18 protein-coding genes and 1 tRNA gene are annotated in these 14,139 nt (G+C 32.1%); 8 read left to right on the plus strand and 11 right to left on the minus strand.

All coding sequences use genetic code 11. From position 1 onward, the window contains the following. Nucleotides 1-76: 76 nt before the first annotated feature. A tRNA-Tyr gene (locus DM397_RS13250) sits at nucleotides 77-157 on the plus strand. Nucleotides 158-401: 244 nt separating this feature from the next. Then, nucleotides 402-2,003: a signal peptidase I gene (gene lepB, locus DM397_RS13255; protein WP_111377999.1), complete on the plus strand. Its 1,602-nt coding sequence runs from the start codon at nucleotides 402-404 to the stop codon at nucleotides 2,001-2,003. Between the two features lie 211 nt (nucleotides 2,004-2,214). Here the strand turns inward: lepB and DM397_RS13260 are convergent, their stop codons facing one another. Both DM397_RS13260 and DM397_RS13265 read right to left on the minus strand, forming a co-directional pair. Next, nucleotides 2,215-3,015 (minus strand): MBL fold metallo-hydrolase, encoded by an 801-nt coding sequence (locus DM397_RS13260; RefSeq protein ID WP_111378000.1) that lies wholly within the window; start codon nucleotides 3,013-3,015, stop codon nucleotides 2,215-2,217. A gap of 74 nt (nucleotides 3,016-3,089) precedes the next feature. Beyond that, complete coding sequence (locus tag DM397_RS13265) at nucleotides 3,090-3,653, minus strand: Crp/Fnr family transcriptional regulator (protein WP_111378001.1); 564 nt, start codon at nucleotides 3,651-3,653, stop codon at nucleotides 3,090-3,092. A 139-nt stretch (nucleotides 3,654-3,792) separates the two neighbouring features. Here DM397_RS13265 and DM397_RS13270 point away from each other — a divergent pair, with 139 nt between their 5' ends. Both DM397_RS13270 and DM397_RS13275 read left to right on the plus strand, forming a co-directional pair. Next, on the plus strand, nucleotides 3,793-4,374 hold the full coding sequence (locus DM397_RS13270) for an HD domain-containing protein (protein ID WP_111378002.1): 582 nt from the start codon (nucleotides 3,793-3,795) through the stop codon (nucleotides 4,372-4,374). A gap of 183 nt (nucleotides 4,375-4,557) precedes the next feature. Continuing rightward, a complete protein-coding gene (locus tag DM397_RS13275) occupies nucleotides 4,558-5,142 on the plus strand; it encodes an RNA polymerase sigma factor (protein WP_111378003.1) in 585 nt (194 codons plus the stop codon). Here the strand turns inward: DM397_RS13275 and DM397_RS13280 are convergent. Next, nucleotides 5,139-5,642 (minus strand): endonuclease V, encoded by a 504-nt coding sequence (locus DM397_RS13280; protein ID WP_111378004.1) that lies wholly within the window; start codon nucleotides 5,640-5,642, stop codon nucleotides 5,139-5,141. The genes DM397_RS13275 and DM397_RS13280 overlap by 4 nt on opposite strands. A 219-nt stretch (nucleotides 5,643-5,861) precedes the next feature. Here DM397_RS13280 and DM397_RS13285 point away from each other — a divergent pair, with 219 nt between their 5' ends. The 3 genes from DM397_RS13285 to DM397_RS13295 all read left to right on the plus strand — a co-directional run bounded on the left by DM397_RS13285 (nucleotide 5,862) and on the right by DM397_RS13295 (nucleotide 7,759). After that, a complete protein-coding gene (locus DM397_RS13285) occupies nucleotides 5,862-6,704 on the plus strand; it encodes a chromate resistance protein ChrB domain-containing protein (RefSeq protein ID WP_111378005.1) in 843 nt (280 codons plus the stop codon). Nucleotides 6,705-6,787: 83 nt separating this feature from the next. After that, nucleotides 6,788-7,285, plus strand: a complete 498-nt coding sequence (locus DM397_RS13290; protein ID WP_111378006.1) for a hypothetical protein — start codon at nucleotides 6,788-6,790, stop codon at nucleotides 7,283-7,285. Between the two features lie 78 nt (nucleotides 7,286-7,363). Continuing rightward, on the plus strand, nucleotides 7,364-7,759 hold the full coding sequence (locus tag DM397_RS13295; protein WP_111378007.1) for a VOC family protein: 396 nt from the start codon (nucleotides 7,364-7,366) through the stop codon (nucleotides 7,757-7,759). Here the strand turns inward: DM397_RS13295 and DM397_RS13300 are convergent, their stop codons facing one another. Both DM397_RS13300 and DM397_RS13305 read right to left on the minus strand, forming a co-directional pair. Next, nucleotides 7,760-8,281: a serine O-acetyltransferase gene (locus DM397_RS13300; protein WP_111378008.1), complete on the minus strand. Its 522-nt coding sequence runs from the start codon at nucleotides 8,279-8,281 to the stop codon at nucleotides 7,760-7,762. A gap of 52 nt (nucleotides 8,282-8,333) precedes the next feature. Further along, nucleotides 8,334-8,732 carry a VOC family protein gene (locus DM397_RS13305; RefSeq protein ID WP_111378009.1) on the minus strand — a complete coding sequence of 133 codons (399 nt, stop codon included), beginning with the start codon at nucleotides 8,730-8,732 and terminating at the stop codon, nucleotides 8,334-8,336. 118 nt (nucleotides 8,733-8,850) lie between these two features. Between DM397_RS13305 and DM397_RS13310 the strand changes: the two genes are divergently transcribed. Further along, nucleotides 8,851-9,201, plus strand: a complete 351-nt coding sequence (locus DM397_RS13310; RefSeq protein ID WP_111378010.1) for a DUF2200 domain-containing protein — start codon at nucleotides 8,851-8,853, stop codon at nucleotides 9,199-9,201. Nucleotides 9,202-9,410: 209 nt separating this feature from the next. Here the strand turns inward: DM397_RS13310 and DM397_RS13315 are convergent, their stop codons facing one another. From DM397_RS13315 to abc-f, 6 genes are all read right to left on the minus strand, one after another. Further along, a complete protein-coding gene (locus tag DM397_RS13315; protein WP_111378011.1) occupies nucleotides 9,411-9,968 on the minus strand; it encodes a DUF4256 domain-containing protein in 558 nt (185 codons plus the stop codon). A gap of 12 nt (nucleotides 9,969-9,980) precedes the next feature. Then, nucleotides 9,981-10,358 carry a DoxX family protein gene (locus tag DM397_RS13320; protein ID WP_111378012.1) on the minus strand — a complete coding sequence of 126 codons (378 nt, stop codon included), beginning with the start codon at nucleotides 10,356-10,358 and terminating at the stop codon, nucleotides 9,981-9,983. Nucleotides 10,359-10,363: 5 nt separating this feature from the next. Then, nucleotides 10,364-10,831, minus strand: a complete 468-nt coding sequence (locus DM397_RS13325) for an SRPBCC domain-containing protein (protein WP_111378013.1) — start codon at nucleotides 10,829-10,831, stop codon at nucleotides 10,364-10,366. Nucleotides 10,832-10,834: 3 nt separating this feature from the next. Beyond that, the gene (locus DM397_RS13330; protein ID WP_111378014.1) at nucleotides 10,835-11,152 is read right to left on the minus strand and encodes an ArsR/SmtB family transcription factor; all 318 of its coding nucleotides are present in this window, start codon (nucleotides 11,150-11,152) and stop codon (nucleotides 10,835-10,837) included. A 138-nt stretch (nucleotides 11,153-11,290) separates the two neighbouring features. Further along, on the minus strand, nucleotides 11,291-12,343 hold the full coding sequence (locus DM397_RS13335) for a linear amide C-N hydrolase (RefSeq protein WP_111378015.1): 1,053 nt from the start codon (nucleotides 12,341-12,343) through the stop codon (nucleotides 11,291-11,293). A 145-nt stretch (nucleotides 12,344-12,488) separates the two neighbouring features. Further along, entirely contained in the window at nucleotides 12,489-14,075 is a 1,587-nt protein-coding gene (abc-f, locus tag DM397_RS13340; RefSeq protein ID WP_111378016.1) for a ribosomal protection-like ABC-F family protein, read from the minus strand. Nucleotides 14,076-14,139 lie beyond the last annotated feature (64 nt).

Below are 14,139 nucleotides of genomic sequence, written 5' to 3' on the forward strand. Positions count from 1 at the left end.
AAAACTCCTTAAGAAATTAAGGATTTTTTTTTTTGACTTTCCTGAATGTAATGAATCATCATTTACGCTCAGTTTCGGGGAGATACTCAAGCGGCCAACGAGGGCAGACTGTAAATCTGCTGTGTGAACTTCGCAGGTTCGAATCCTGCTCTCCCCACAAAAAAAGAACAGAAAGCCTGTAAATTAAAAGATTTACAGGCTTTTTTTCTTTTATAAAATAATTTAATTACACTTTTAGTTAAAACCATTATAGGTTCCAAAGCGCAAATCTCATTTTAAATAGATTATAATTTTAACGCACTGTTTTATTTTCATGTAACAAATTAAGTAAAATGATACATATACTAAATTAATTACTGATTTAAATTTAAAAACAATTAAATAATAAAACGTTAGAAAGCATGAATGTATCACAATGGCTCATCTTAATTTTAATTTTGCAAATTATCCATGGATTATCAACTTGGAAACTTTATACAAAAGCAGGCAGAAAACCATTAGAGTCATTTGTGCCATTTTACAATTTAGTAGTATTGATGAGAATCATAAAACGTCCTCGCTGGTGGGTTTTTCTTGTTTTTATTCCTATTATCAATCTCTTGATGATTCCTGTGATCTGGATAGAGATTATTAGAAGCTTTGGTAAAAACTCCACAAAAGATACTGTAATTGTTTTGCTAACATTCGGTTTCTATATTGCTTTTTTAAATTATAGCTCAAAACTTACCTATATTGAGAATAGAGATTTGCAACCTAAATCTAAAACAGAAGATACGATTGGCTCTCTCGTGTTTGCTATTATTGTCGCTACTTTAGTACATACTTATATTATTCAGCCATTTACAATTCCATCCTCTTCATTAGAAAAGACTTTGTACACAGGAGATTTTTTGTTTGTAAGCAAGATAAATTATGGGGCAAGAGTGCCAATAACTTCGGTTGCATTGCCTATGGTACATGATTCAATTCCTTTTTTAGGCTTAAAATCGTATCTGTTTAATGATGATTTTACAAAAAAGGAAACATCATTATTAAATAAATTTCAATTACCCTATTTCCGACTTCCAGCAATAGAAAAAATTAAACGCAATGAAATTGTTGTTTTTAATCAGCCAGCAGACACTTTACGAAATATGGATGATTTCAATCCGGATCGAAATTATTACAAACCTATTGATAAAAAAACAAACTTAGTTAAGAGATGTGTTGGAATAGCTGGAGACTCTCTAGAAATTCGCGATGGAAATATTTACATTAATGGTAAAATATCGGTACTGCCAAAAAGTGCAAAAGCTCAATACAACTTTCTGATTGACACTAAAGGGCAGGCTATAAGTCAGTATGAGCTTAAGTCTTATGGGGCAAGAGAAGGTTTGAGATACGATAATGGTTATTTTGCATTAACCAATACAGGAGAATATTTTTTGACATTAACAGATGAGGAGGCCAAATTATTAGCCAGCAATCCTGTTGTAAAAAGCGTTAAAAAACAACTGACACCAAAAGGCGAAGATGGAAATGTATTTCCCCACATTGCATCTTTAGGCTGGAATATGGATAACTTTGGACCTATCTACATTCCTAAAAAGGGGGCAACCATTAAACTAGATCTGAAATCCCTTCCTTTTTATAAACGAATCATCGAAGAATACGAGCATAATAATTTGAAAATTATCGACAATAATATTCTAATTAATGGCAAAATAAGTAATACTTATACTTTTAAGCAAGATTATTATTGGATGATGGGAGACAACCGTCATAATTCGTTAGATGCAAGATTTTGGGGATATGTTCCTTTTGATCATGTAATTGGCAAGCCCGTTTTTATATGGTTGAGCTTGGAGAAGGATGGTAAAGGTATTAACAAAGTAAGGTGGAATCGAGTTTTTTCTTTTGTAAATGGCAGTGATAAACCTAAGTCTTATTTACTACATTTCTTGATATTAGTTACTATTTGTGCAGTGATAAACAAAATTGTAAAAAACAGAAAAAAAGCATAGGCCTTCAAAAGCTAAAGATATTCTTCAGGTCTTAAAAAAAAATAAGCATAAAACAAGCTGTATAAACCAGTCATTACTACACTCCTTAACTTTTTAGGGAGTGTAGTTTATACTTCCATACCAAATTTCTTTGTCTCTTATTTTGGAAAAAAGATTCTGCTCCTTTAAACTATGTTCTGTTTTCTAAAAAAAAACATTACGTATTAAAACTTCATTTTGCCAGAACTGTCGCAACACCACTTTCCAGCCACAAAAACTTATCCTTTACCTTAGACTTTTCAATTTCGTTTTTTAATGATTTTGCAGATTGTTTAAAGTGCCACCAACCTTCATAATGTATTGGAATTACGACGTTAGGTTTTAAAAGTTGAGTTGTTGCAATTGCTTCTGTGCCATTCATTGTCACTCGTAAATTTCTTTTTAAATATGGAAATGCACCAGCTCCTAAATGCAAAATGGCTATATCTACTTTTTTCTTTTGCTCCAGTTCGTGTAATCCTTCAAAAAGCACAGTATCTCCTGAGATATATAAACAGCCGTTTTGTTGGCCTTCCCATTCTAAAGTAAAACCAATAACCTTACCCATAACTCTGTTTAATCTTTTAATATTAGTATGCTGAGCCGGTATTGCTGTAATTTTTAGATTTTTTACTTTTTCAGTTTCAACATTATATTCCTGCCAGTTGTCAAGTCCTATTGTATTGGTGTTTTTTAAACGTTTTACAGCGTCTTTTGTAGAGAGAACAGTTGGAACTGTTTGAATAAAAATACGCCCCTTTTTATCTAAATTATCGCTATGATGATCATGGCTTAATAAAACTAAATCTATTTTTCCAATTTCTTCAACGGATAGAGAAGGACTGCAATACTTTTTTGAAAATGCCATGGGACTGCTGACATATTGAGGAAAAAATCCGTCTTTTTTGTCTAAAGTAGGATCTGTCAAAATTTTAAATCCATTTATGTTTATCAACACGCAAGCGGTGTCGATATGTGTAATTGTAACTTTCATTTGTACTTGATTTTAAATTGTTAAAATGTTCATACAAATCTGAGTTTAATAAATGGTCTTCAAATTGACTTTGGTCAAGAAATGCGTTTTCTTATTCGGCTTAAGGTTTCTGGTACGACTCCAATATAAGAAGCAAGATATTTTAGCGGAATCTGCTGAATGTATTTGGGCTGTTCAAACAATAACCTTTCATATCTTTCTTGCGGCGTTTTGGTCAGGAGATCCAATTCTCTTTTTACTTTTTTATCCAAAAGATATTCTGTTGCGATTCGGCCAAGTTTTTTAGCAGTTTCGCATTTTTGATAAAGGCGCTGTAAATTTTCGTATGATATAGAGTATAATTGGCAATCTGTTAACGCCTGGATATACACATTGGTTGCCGTTCTGTTGTAGAAAGAATCGTATGCACAATAAAAGGAATTTTTGAAAGCAAAATCAAAAGTAATTTCTTTATCGTTTGCAACAACATAATATCTGACAACTCCTGTATCTATAAAAGACAAATAATTTTCTGATTGCCCCTGAACAAGAATCAGCTCATTTGCTGAGAATTGTCTTGTTTTTATACAGCTTAAAAATTCAGCTAAAGTATGTTCTGGAAAGCCTAGTTTTTCAAAATATCCTATTAATGATGTCATTTCAAATGATTCAGTATTTATTTTAGGCTAATATACAATCATTCTAACAATTGAAAAATACTGAACTAGCTGCAGAATTGTTGCAAATATTTAGAAAAAGTTCTAAATTACATTCAATCCAATAAAATCAAAATAAGAGATGCAACATCAAAAAGACTGGTCAATAGACGAAATACAAAATATTTGGCAATTGGTTTCAAAACTTCATGACGGACAAAAATATGGTGGGAGTGATGAAGGCGAAAGAGTAGAATACATCAATCATATCGGGAGTGTCGTTTTTGAAGTTTTAAACGCCGTGCGATTAACAGAAAATATGAATGCTGATTTGGCAGTAAAATGCGCTATGCTTCATGATACTATTGAAGATACAGCATTTACTTATGAAAAAGTTATCGATTTGTTTGGGCCTCAAGTTGCATCTGGAGTTTTGGCGTTAACGAAAAATGAAGAAATTGAGGATTCATTTGAAAAAATGCGCGATAGTTTAAACAGAATTAAAAAACAGCCAATAGAAGTCTGGGCTGTGAAAATGGCCGACAGAATATGCAATTTATACGAACCTCCATATTATTGGAACGACGAGAAAAAGTTAAAATATATCGAAGAAGCCGAAATTATACATAATGAACTTAAAGATGGAAATGTCTATTTAGCAGAAAGGTTAAAGAATAAAATTCGAGAATATAATCGTTTTCTTAGTACTGCTAACCAATTGTAATTACCAAATTCCTTAAGAAATTGAGGAGTTTGGTAATTACTATAACGCTTTTGCGTCGTAATTATATGCAAACGATTTAAGCATTAAAAAAAAACTTATTTTAATGTTTTAAAGTCTTCTAAAGACAAAAGGACATTCAAGCCAACACTATTTTTGCATCGTAAAAATTAAAAGTTTGATGCTATGATTGATTTGAATATTCCTGACTCCTTACTAATAAAGAAATATCAAGAAGGCAATGAAGAGGCTCTCTCTACATTAATCAAAAGACATGAGTCCAGAATATATAGTTTTATATACTCAAAGGTTAAAGATAAAGATATCTCTAATGATATTTTTCAAGACACTTTTATTAAAATAATTAAAACTTTTAAAGGTAACTCATATAAAGAAGAAGAAAAATTTCTTTCTTGGGTATTAAGGATATCTCACAATTTGGTCATAGATCATTTTCGAAAAGTTAATCGCATGCCAATGCAAAGGGAAACTGAAGATTTTTCTATTTTTTCTATTATGCAGAGTGATTCTCAGAATATTGAAGATCAGACAATCACAAGTCAAATTCAAACTGATATCAAGAAGCTTATAGAAGAGCTCGCCGATGATCAAAAAGAAATAGTGATAATGAGAATTTATCAGAACATGAGTTTTAAGGAAATATCTGAAGAGAAAGAAATTAGCATAAACACAGCATTAGGAAGAATGCGTTATGCTATGAATAATTTGAGGAAAATAATAGAAAAAAATAAAATGATTTTAGATTATTAATTTTCTTTCGTCAATCTATCCAGTTCTTTCAACAACGTTGGCATTCTAAATTCGCCATGCATGCTTTCTACTTTTCTGAAAGCTTCATCCAAATCGATTCCGATAGAAGTAATATACAGCGGTTTCTTGCTGTCGCCTCTAAAAAGTGCTTTTTTGTTCTTTTCTATAGAGGCAAAATTTGTTTTGGCAACACCAATAATCGGGATTTTTTTATTCAGCTTTTCATACAGATAACCTCCCAAACCATATTTCTGTTCGTCATTTAAATATACAAAGCCATCAACAATTATTGCTTTAACCTTAGACAAATCAACTTGATTTAATAAGCTCAAAATGCATGGTAATTCTCTTTTGTAAAACTCTCCAGGAATATATTCTGCTACATTGTCTATTATTTCAGAATAAATTTTAAAGTTTTTATCTTCATTCCATTCTGTAATTTCTAGACAGATTGTTTTTGCTTTTTGGTCAAAGTAATAAGTATCAAAAGCTAAGATCATATGTTATTTTCTAAAGTGTAAATAAGAGTTTAAAATTAGAAAAATCATTTAGAAACATCTCTTTATTGGAGATAATTAGTTTAAAAGTTTTCTTTAGCTCCAATTCGCCATCAATCAAAAATCCCAAAACTTTACAATTCAAGTTTTTGAAAAACTCATAAATAAATGTAGTTTAGCTAAAACTTTAAAAAAAAAATCCCTTCTCAATTACATTTGAATATGAAATGGATCACTAGAGAAAGACCCAAAATAGATCGAATCGCCTGTCCGTGGCTGATTCGAAAGTTTGTTGATCCTGAATCTGAATTTATTTATGCCCCTTTTGATAATGTTATAGCAAAAGCAAAAGAACTTGATGCTATTCCGTTTGATGTTCCAAATGTTGAATTTACGCACTATAATGAAGAATGCACTTTTGATTATATCGTAAAGAAATATGATATAAAAGATCCAGCGGTTAAAATTATTGCCGGAATTGTACGCGGAGCAGATACCGACCGACATGAAATTGCAAAAGAATCAGCTGGGCTTTGGGCTATTTCTGCTGGACTAGCTTATAATATTACCGATGATTATGAATTGTTAGAAAAAGGAATGCTTCTATATGACGCCTTATACAGCTGGGCTACGCACTTATATCAGCAAAATCATCTGCAAAATAGTCCGTTTGAGAAACTGCTTCATGAAGTCTATAACAAATTTCTAAAAGACAAAAAAGCATCAGGAAAAACACCTTCATGGGTAAAAGATTTAAAAAACTTAATTCAAGATCAGGTTGATGCTCAGTTTGCTTTTGATTTAAAGAAAATTTCGAGCGAATTAGATTTAAATCCGTCCTATTTATCCCGAGAATTTTCTAAGCATTTTGAAGATTTAAATTTTGGCGAATATGTTAGAAAACTTCGTATTGAAAAAGCAATCAATCTTATCGAAAATTCCACTCATAATTTAACTGAAATAGCTTATATGACTGGCTTTTCAGACCAAAGCCATTTTACCAGAATTTTTAAGCTCCATACAGGTAAAAATCCTTCTGCTTATAGGAAAAAGTCAAAAAAGTAAACCAGATACAAAAGGTAAATTGGGTTCTATTTTTTGACTGCAGATGCTTCTAGCTTTGTTTATATAACCAAAAATTTTAAACAATGTCTTTCAAGCACACTTTCTTTATTGCTTTATTATCTACAGGTTTTACGGCTTTCTCACAAACTACCTACCCAAAAATAACGGGATATTTTGGCATTATGCATCCCATTGTTACCATAAATGAAGACGAAACTACTGTAAATTTTAGAGATTATTACGCTGTTGGTTTCCCTACAGGCATTAATATCTGGAAAAATGAAAAAATTGGATTTTCTTTTGAAATGGTTCCAAACATAAAAGATGATCAGGGGACAAGTAAAGTGACCAATCTACTTTTTCATCCAGGAGTTTTGGTCGCTTTAGGAAAAGGGTACACATTTGCTGGAAGAGCTGCTTTTGAAACTAGCGGACGATATGGATTTACTCCCGTTTTTAATAAAACGATTATAAAGAATAGCAGTTGCAGTTATTATGTTGCTGTGCCTTTACCTGTTCGTTTTGGTAATGATCATCCAGCTAGTTTTACGATTGGTTTTCAATTTGGAATTGCTTTTTAATTATTTTTAAACCGAAAACTTTCTATAAATTTACTTGATTATCATTAACTTAGTATTAATCAATTAAAACTAAAGTTTATGAAAACTAAAATGATATGGGCCAACTTGGTTTCAAGCGATATACCTAAAACAATTCAATTTTACACTGCTCTTGGTTTTAAACAAAACGGACAAGAAACAAAGGAGCTGGTAAGTTTCATTTTTGGAGAGAATGATTTTGTGATTAATTTTTTTGCGCCAAAAAGATTGGAAGATGCTATAAGAGGAAAACTGTCCAATACGGCTATAGATAACGAAATTGTGTTTTCTTTGTCTGCGAGTAGTGTAGAGGAGGTTGATCTTTGGTACAATAAAATAAAAGAAATCAACGGAACTATTTTCTCTGAACCTGAGAATTTTGAAATTGGTTATACCTTTGGTTTTTCAGATCCAGACGGTCATAAATTCAATTTTTTATATTGGCCGGGAATGTGATTAATTCCGTTGATTAAAATCAGCTACTAATTTTTTATTTGCATGTATTATTTTCTGAGGATTAATCATGTTCGGACTAAATATCAAATCATAGTTTTTGTCCTTTGGCTTAAATTGATTCACGCCATAAGCCACACTATTTGCAGGTATGCTTTTGGTTATTATAGCTCCCGCGCCAATAACCGAATTTTCGCCAATAACTATTGGACCTAAAATTTTGGCGCCATCAGCAATAATGACATTTTTAGCAATGATAGGGTTTCCAACGTTTTCCCATTCGTCATTAACTTTATTGTATTTCAAATTAGCTCCAATTGATACGTTTTGAAAAATAACCACATTCGCACAGATTTTAGATGCTACAATGGTGCATCCGCGTGCATGATGCGCAAACAAAACAGATTTATCCATTTCTGCACAGTTTATTTCGCAACAATATAATTTCTCTAATAAATTGCTGGCAATAAATTTTAAAAACTTATTTTCTGAGTGACAATTGATTTTAACTAGTGTATTAAACATATTGTTTTTAAACGTTTAGCAATAACTCATAATTCATAACTTAAAACTCAATTTAAGGTTCCCAAAGTTCAATTTTATTGCCTTCAGTATCCATAATATGTACAAACTTGCCATATTCGTAGGTTTCGATATCATCAAGAACTGTAACTCCGTTTGCTTTTAGTTTTTCTACAAGACCCTCAATATTCTGAACACGATAGTTTACCATAAATTCTTTTTTAGACGGAGAAAAATATTCGTCTCCTTTTTTGAAGGGACACCATTGCGTAGATTCTATCTCTTCAGGTTTTTCTAGATTTCTAGACTCAAAACTTGCAGAACCCCATTCATTGATTTCTAGCCCTAAATTTTTAGCATACCATTCTTTGGTTTCTTTCGGATTATCCATAAAAAAGAAAATACCGCCAAGTCCAGTCACTTTTGGTGTTGTATCGTTTGAATTGTTTTCCATAGGTTAGTTTTTAAGGTTATTTTCGAGAATCTAAGATATTAAATATTGCTTGTATTTTTATTCTATTTGCTTTTGAATTACATTTACATAAACGTATTTCAATCTAAATTAAAGCAAAATGAAAACGGAAAGAATCTACAAAATACTATTTTCTAGCGTATATCCTTTATACATTCAAAAAGTGGAAAAAAAGGGAAGAACAAAAGAAGAATTAGATGTTGTAATCAAATGGCTTACAGGATATAGTGATGATCAAATTAAAGAACAAATTGAAAAGAAAGTAGATTTTCAAACATTCTTTGCTGAAGCTCCAGAACTCAATCCGAATGCTTCTAAAATTACGGGAGTAATCTGCGGCTATCGTGTAGAAGAGATTGAAGATCCTTTAGTTCAAAAAATGCGATATCTAGACAAATTAATTGATGAAATCGCCAAAGGAAGAAAAATGGAAAAGATTTTAAGAGAATAAAAAAGCTGATTAAAATATAACTATAAAAAAAATATTCCGTAGGAATATCTCATCGGTAGAAAAAGAAAATTACGTCTATATTGTGTCCTGTAGGGACACCTGATTTTAATAAAATAAAATTTCAAAAAAATCAAACGTTCCTACGGAACGTAAACTTTTCTAATTCAATCTAGTTCTACCAATGAGACATTCCTACGGAATGAATTCTTTTAAACTCTCAGCAAACCGCGAAAGCCTCTCGCAGCATAATAAGATTCTGCGCCATTATGGTAAACAAAAACCGTATTATATCTAAAATCTGAGAAAATTGCACCGCCTAATTTTCTTATTTCTGGCGGAGTCAAAATCCAGCTTGAAGTTTTGGCATCAAACTTTCCTAATTTTTGCAGTTCTTTATATTGCGCTTCGTTTAAGATTTCAATTCCCATTTCTTCTGCCATATTTATAGCACTGTCCGCAGGTTTATGTTCTTTTCTTTTTTCTAGCGCTTCATGATCGTAACAAACGCTTCTGCGCCCTTTCGGACTTTCAGCAGAACAATCTACAAAAAGATATTCGTCAGTTTTTGAATCGTATCCAATTACATCTGGTTCGCCTTCAGTTCTCTCCATTTCGTCAAGAGACCAAAGTTTTGATGGATTAGCTTTCAGTTTGGCTTCAATTTTTGCCCAATCTAATTTTTCATGTCGCGTTTTATTCTTTTCAAAACGTTTTTCGAGTATGCTTAATAATTCTTCTTGCTCGTTTATGGTAAGTTGCTTTTTCATCTTTTTACGTTTTTAATTAGAACTACATCTTCTAGTTTCAGGTCTGAAATACCAAGAAACTACAATTAAAACAATCAATAATGTTGGTCCAAAAAGCGCTGATGCTTCATCTTTAATAGCTAAATGGGAAACCACAGCTCCAGACATAGCAAAAAAGAAACCTGCATAAGCCCATTCTTTCAGTAAACCAAATTTTGGAATTAAAATTGCAATTACTCCTAAAAGTTTCCAAACACCTAAAAGCGTTAAAAAATAAAGCGGATAGCCTAACTTCTGTATCATTTCTGCTTCTTCTTTTACAGGTATCAGTTGTACAATTCCAGTTGCTGTCATTCCCAAAGCCAACCATAAAGTGGCAATCCAGTAGATAATTTTATTTCTTTTGCTCATGATTTTTATTTTAGTTTAGTTACAATTTCTTCCAATCGGTTATGTGCCATATTTAACCCTTGTGCGAATGGCAGTTTTAACTGTGTCATTCTATGCTCAATAGATTTATAAATGATCTGCATGGTCAATTTGCTAGTGTCATCTGTTAGTTTTTCAAACTGCAAAAATTCTAATTGAGGCGCAAAATTGACGTTATCCATTTCAAAAGTGCGCACTATTTTTTCATTCGGAACAAAATCATGAAAAACACCGTTTGCTTTAAAAACTACATTTCCATTAGGATCGCTAGTTTCATACTCCCATCCACCATATTTTTTGCTTTCCAGCTTCAATACTTTTGTACCCATCCATTGTGCCACGATTTCAGATTCGGTGTGAGCTTTAAATAATAATTCAACTGGCAGATCAAATTCTCTCGTAATCACAAGATCTAGTCTGTCATCTTCGGCATGAATTTTTGTTTTCTTTTCCATGGTTTATTTTTTATAGTTTTTCATAATTGATTCTAACTTATTAAAACGATCGTCCCACATTTTTCTAAATGGCTCGATGAACTTGTCAATTTCTTTCATTTTTTCTGGGTTTAAATGATAATAAATTTCTCTTCCGTTTTGAATTTGGTGTAATAGTTCACATTCGTTCAAAATCTGAATATGTTTTGAAATAGTCTGTCTTGACGAATTAAAATTCTCGGCAATTGCCCCAGGCGTCATAGCCTGAATAGCAACTAAACTTAAAATAGCTCTTCGAGTAGGATCGGCTATTGCTTGAAAAACATCTCTTCTAATTTCCATTGTGCAGTTATTTGACTGCAAATATAATGAAGTCATTTGACTGCACAATATTTTTTTTGATTTTTTTTCAAAAATAAAACCTTCAAACTTTTCAATTTGAAGGTTTTATAGTGTTTGATTAATCTAGAAAAGATATTCTTAATCAAGTCCAGCGAACTGAAAAGGCTTTGTTTCCTTGAAATTAATCAAAGATTCACCAGAATAATTCTCATTATTTGCTAAACTCAATTTTTTGATTTTTCCTTTTTCGCTAAAATCAATTTTACTGAATTCAACCCAAATCACATTCGGATTCAAAACATTATCAAAATAATAAACTAGATTTTTTTGATCGGCAACTGTTCTCCAACGGGTAGAGGAGATGTTAGGTTCAGTTTCTGATGAAATTCCTAGCGGAACAGAACAATTTCTAATTACACCAAAAACACTAGATAAAGCTGTCCTGATATTATCTGTCTTCGGAATTGCATCAATATAATAAGAAGCTCTTACAAAACGATCTGCGGCACGATTCGTCCCCGGAAGCATAATAGTACCCGGAATACCTTTCCAATACGCATTAATGGCTAATTGCTGGTCAAAAATAGGTGAATTGGTCATGGCGACATACTTTCTATCATGATGAATGACCAATTTTCCGTTTATATATTCGAAAATTGCGTTATCGCCACTTGAGTCAGAAATAGATAAATGCACCGTCGCGAAAATATTCGTTCCCGGAATATGTGAAGAAGTAATGACAAATTCGTTTTTTTCTAATGCAGAAACGGTTTCTGCAACGGTCGAAAAATTATCCAAAACATACTGAAGCCATAAAGAAACTGCTAAACCTTTTACTTTCCCATTTTTTTCAAATGCAGGATATTGTGATTCTACAAGCCATAAAAGGTTGCCTACAAGGCCTTTTTCGTTCATACCATCAGAAGAAGCAATGTCCCAAGAACTCGTAATAACGCTTCCATATTTTGATTTCCATTTTATTGAACTTGTACCAACTTCTCCAGATCGTTCAATTCCACGAGGAAAAATCCATAAATTGGCAGGAATCTCTCCGCGCCAATCCATCGAACGGGCAGTAATAATTGTTCCGTTTAGACCTTCATAAACGACTCTTGTACAAGGTAAAACAGTTTCGGTTATCAATAATGTAAAAGCAAGAAGAGCGGGAAAAATTCTGTTTTTTGGTTTCATAAAATTTTAGATTTTAATTAAACGTGCAACTTGAATTTATCAGTTTTTACTGCAATTTAAGGAATTTTTATTTTAATTATTTGAAAATGAAATTAATGCTAAAAGAAAAGCGCCAAGATAATTCTCAGCGCTAATGGTTTTTATTTTAAAGCAAAATACTTTTTTCAATATCGATTTGCTCCAAAAATGATTGATCGTGCGAAATCACAATTAAAGTTCCCTGATATTCATTGATTGCAGTGGTTAATATTTCAATATTTTGAATATCCAAATTATTGGTTGGCTCATCCAGAATGATAATTTCAGGAGATTCGTTGCTAATGGTTAGACAGCAAAGCATCAAGCGCATTCTTTCGCCTCCGCTTAATGCATTGCAAGGTTTGTCCCAATCATTTCTAGAAAACAAAAAGCGATTCAATCTCATCTTTATTTCGTGCTCTTCTAAACCGCAATCATTAAAAGTCTGAGCTTGTTCGTAAATTTTAAGATTCTGATTCAATAATGAATAATCCTGATCGATATAAATTGCTTTTTTTGCCAATGAAGTGGTTTGTCCTTGCGTTGGAATCAATTCTCCAAGAATAATTCTGATTAAAGTTGTTTTTCCAGATCCGTTTAGTCCTTTTATGGCAAGACGTTCTCCAGAAAGAATTTCAAAATTGAGATTTTCATTCCAAAGAATTTTATCTTCATAAGCATAATTAATATCTGAAGCTTTAAAAAGTGTTTTTCCTTTGAGAAAAGAAGTAGTATCAAACCCGAATTTCATTTGATCTATTGCAGGAAGTGATGAACGCAACTGTCTCAAATCCTCTGAAATTCCGCTGATTTTTTCGGCATGAACGTCTTTGAGTTTAGAACTGCTGTTTTCCGCTTTATTTCGAAGCGTATTCATCATAATTCTAGCAACACCCGATTTTTCCTGTTTCTTTTTTCCTCTAGAATCCAGTTTGTTTTGGCGTTCAGCACTTTCTCTTTCTTTTTCTTTGGCTTTTTTCAATGCCTTTTCTTTGCTCTGAACATCTTGTTCTAAAGCATTGTTTTCTATTTTCTTTTGTTCACTATAAAAATCATAATTACCACCATAGACCGAAATTTCATTTTTTGTCATTTCTAAAGTCTTATTCAAAAGATTAAGCAATGTTCTGTCGTGACTAACCACTAAAAGTGTACTAGAAGTAGATTTTATAAAATCATACAATAACGTTCTGCCCGCAAAATCTAAATGGTTACTTGGTTCGTCCAATAAAACTAAATCGGGTTCATGAATCATAATTCCGGCCAAAAAAACTTTTGTTTTCTGTCCTCCGCTTAAAGTTTCCATTTTTTGGTTCAGATCCAAATCATGGAGTTGCCAATACGATAGAGCTTCATTACAGCGTTCCTCAATTGTCCAGTCGTCATTTAGAAGCTGAAGATTTTCTTCGGTCACAACACCTTCAAGTATTTCTTTAAGTGAAGTTATTTTTTCCTTTATTTTTAAAGCTTCAGCAATTGTAAAACCATTAAACTGACCGAATAATTGCGTCACAAAATAAGGTTTTGACTTTTGAATTATTTGTCCCGAAAATGGGTGTAATTCACCTGAGATAATTTTTAATAATGTAGATTTTCCAACGCCATTATTTCCGACCAAAGCGGTTTTATCGTGATGATTTAGAGTAAAACTAATGTTTTGAAACAGCATGTCTTTATTCTCATGCTGATATGAGATATTTTGAAGAATAAGCATAATTCCTTTCTTTTATAGATAAATATTCTAGCAGCCACAATAGAGTAGTTGCTTACTTAATTTT

Origin of the sequence: Flavobacterium nitrogenifigens, assembly GCF_003254565.1 — a bacterium.
Taxonomy (GTDB): Bacteria; Bacteroidota; Bacteroidia; order Flavobacteriales; family Flavobacteriaceae; genus Flavobacterium; species Flavobacterium nitrogenifigens.

Excerpts from the sequence above, each read along its gene's own strand:
- DM397_RS13275 (WP_111378003.1), top strand. The coding sequence starts at position 4,558 with ATGATTGATTTGAATATTCCTGACTCCTTACTAATAAAGAAATATCAA.
- lepB (WP_111377999.1), top strand. The coding sequence starts at position 402 with ATGAATGTATCACAATGGCTCATCTTAATTTTAATTTTGCAAATTATC.
- DM397_RS13305 (WP_111378009.1), bottom strand. The coding sequence starts at position 8,732 with ATGGAAAACAATTCAAACGATACAACACCAAAAGTGACTGGACTTGGC.
- DM397_RS13325 (WP_111378013.1), bottom strand. The coding sequence starts at position 10,831 with ATGGAAAAGAAAACAAAAATTCATGCCGAAGATGACAGACTAGATCTT.
- DM397_RS13270 (WP_111378002.1), top strand. The coding sequence starts at position 3,793 with ATGCAACATCAAAAAGACTGGTCAATAGACGAAATACAAAATATTTGG.
- DM397_RS13295 (WP_111378007.1), top strand. The coding sequence starts at position 7,364 with ATGAAAACTAAAATGATATGGGCCAACTTGGTTTCAAGCGATATACCT.
- DM397_RS13265 (WP_111378001.1), bottom strand. The coding sequence starts at position 3,653 with ATGACATCATTAATAGGATATTTTGAAAAACTAGGCTTTCCAGAACAT.
- DM397_RS13310 (WP_111378010.1), top strand. The coding sequence starts at position 8,851 with ATGAAAACGGAAAGAATCTACAAAATACTATTTTCTAGCGTATATCCT.
- DM397_RS13315 (WP_111378011.1), bottom strand. The coding sequence starts at position 9,968 with ATGAAAAAGCAACTTACCATAAACGAGCAAGAAGAATTATTAAGCATA.
- DM397_RS13285 (WP_111378005.1), top strand. The coding sequence starts at position 5,862 with ATGAAATGGATCACTAGAGAAAGACCCAAAATAGATCGAATCGCCTGT.
- DM397_RS13330 (WP_111378014.1), bottom strand. The coding sequence starts at position 11,152 with ATGGAAATTAGAAGAGATGTTTTTCAAGCAATAGCCGATCCTACTCGA.
- DM397_RS13260 (WP_111378000.1), bottom strand. The coding sequence starts at position 3,015 with ATGAAAGTTACAATTACACATATCGACACCGCTTGCGTGTTGATAAAC.
- abc-f (WP_111378016.1), bottom strand. The coding sequence starts at position 14,075 with ATGCTTATTCTTCAAAATATCTCATATCAGCATGAGAATAAAGACATG.
- DM397_RS13320 (WP_111378012.1), bottom strand. The coding sequence starts at position 10,358 with ATGAGCAAAAGAAATAAAATTATCTACTGGATTGCCACTTTATGGTTG.
- DM397_RS13300 (WP_111378008.1), bottom strand. The coding sequence starts at position 8,281 with ATGTTTAATACACTAGTTAAAATCAATTGTCACTCAGAAAATAAGTTT.
- DM397_RS13335 (WP_111378015.1), bottom strand. The coding sequence starts at position 12,343 with ATGAAACCAAAAAACAGAATTTTTCCCGCTCTTCTTGCTTTTACATTA.
- DM397_RS13290 (WP_111378006.1), top strand. The coding sequence starts at position 6,788 with ATGTCTTTCAAGCACACTTTCTTTATTGCTTTATTATCTACAGGTTTT.
- DM397_RS13280 (WP_111378004.1), bottom strand. The coding sequence starts at position 5,642 with ATGATCTTAGCTTTTGATACTTATTACTTTGACCAAAAAGCAAAAACA.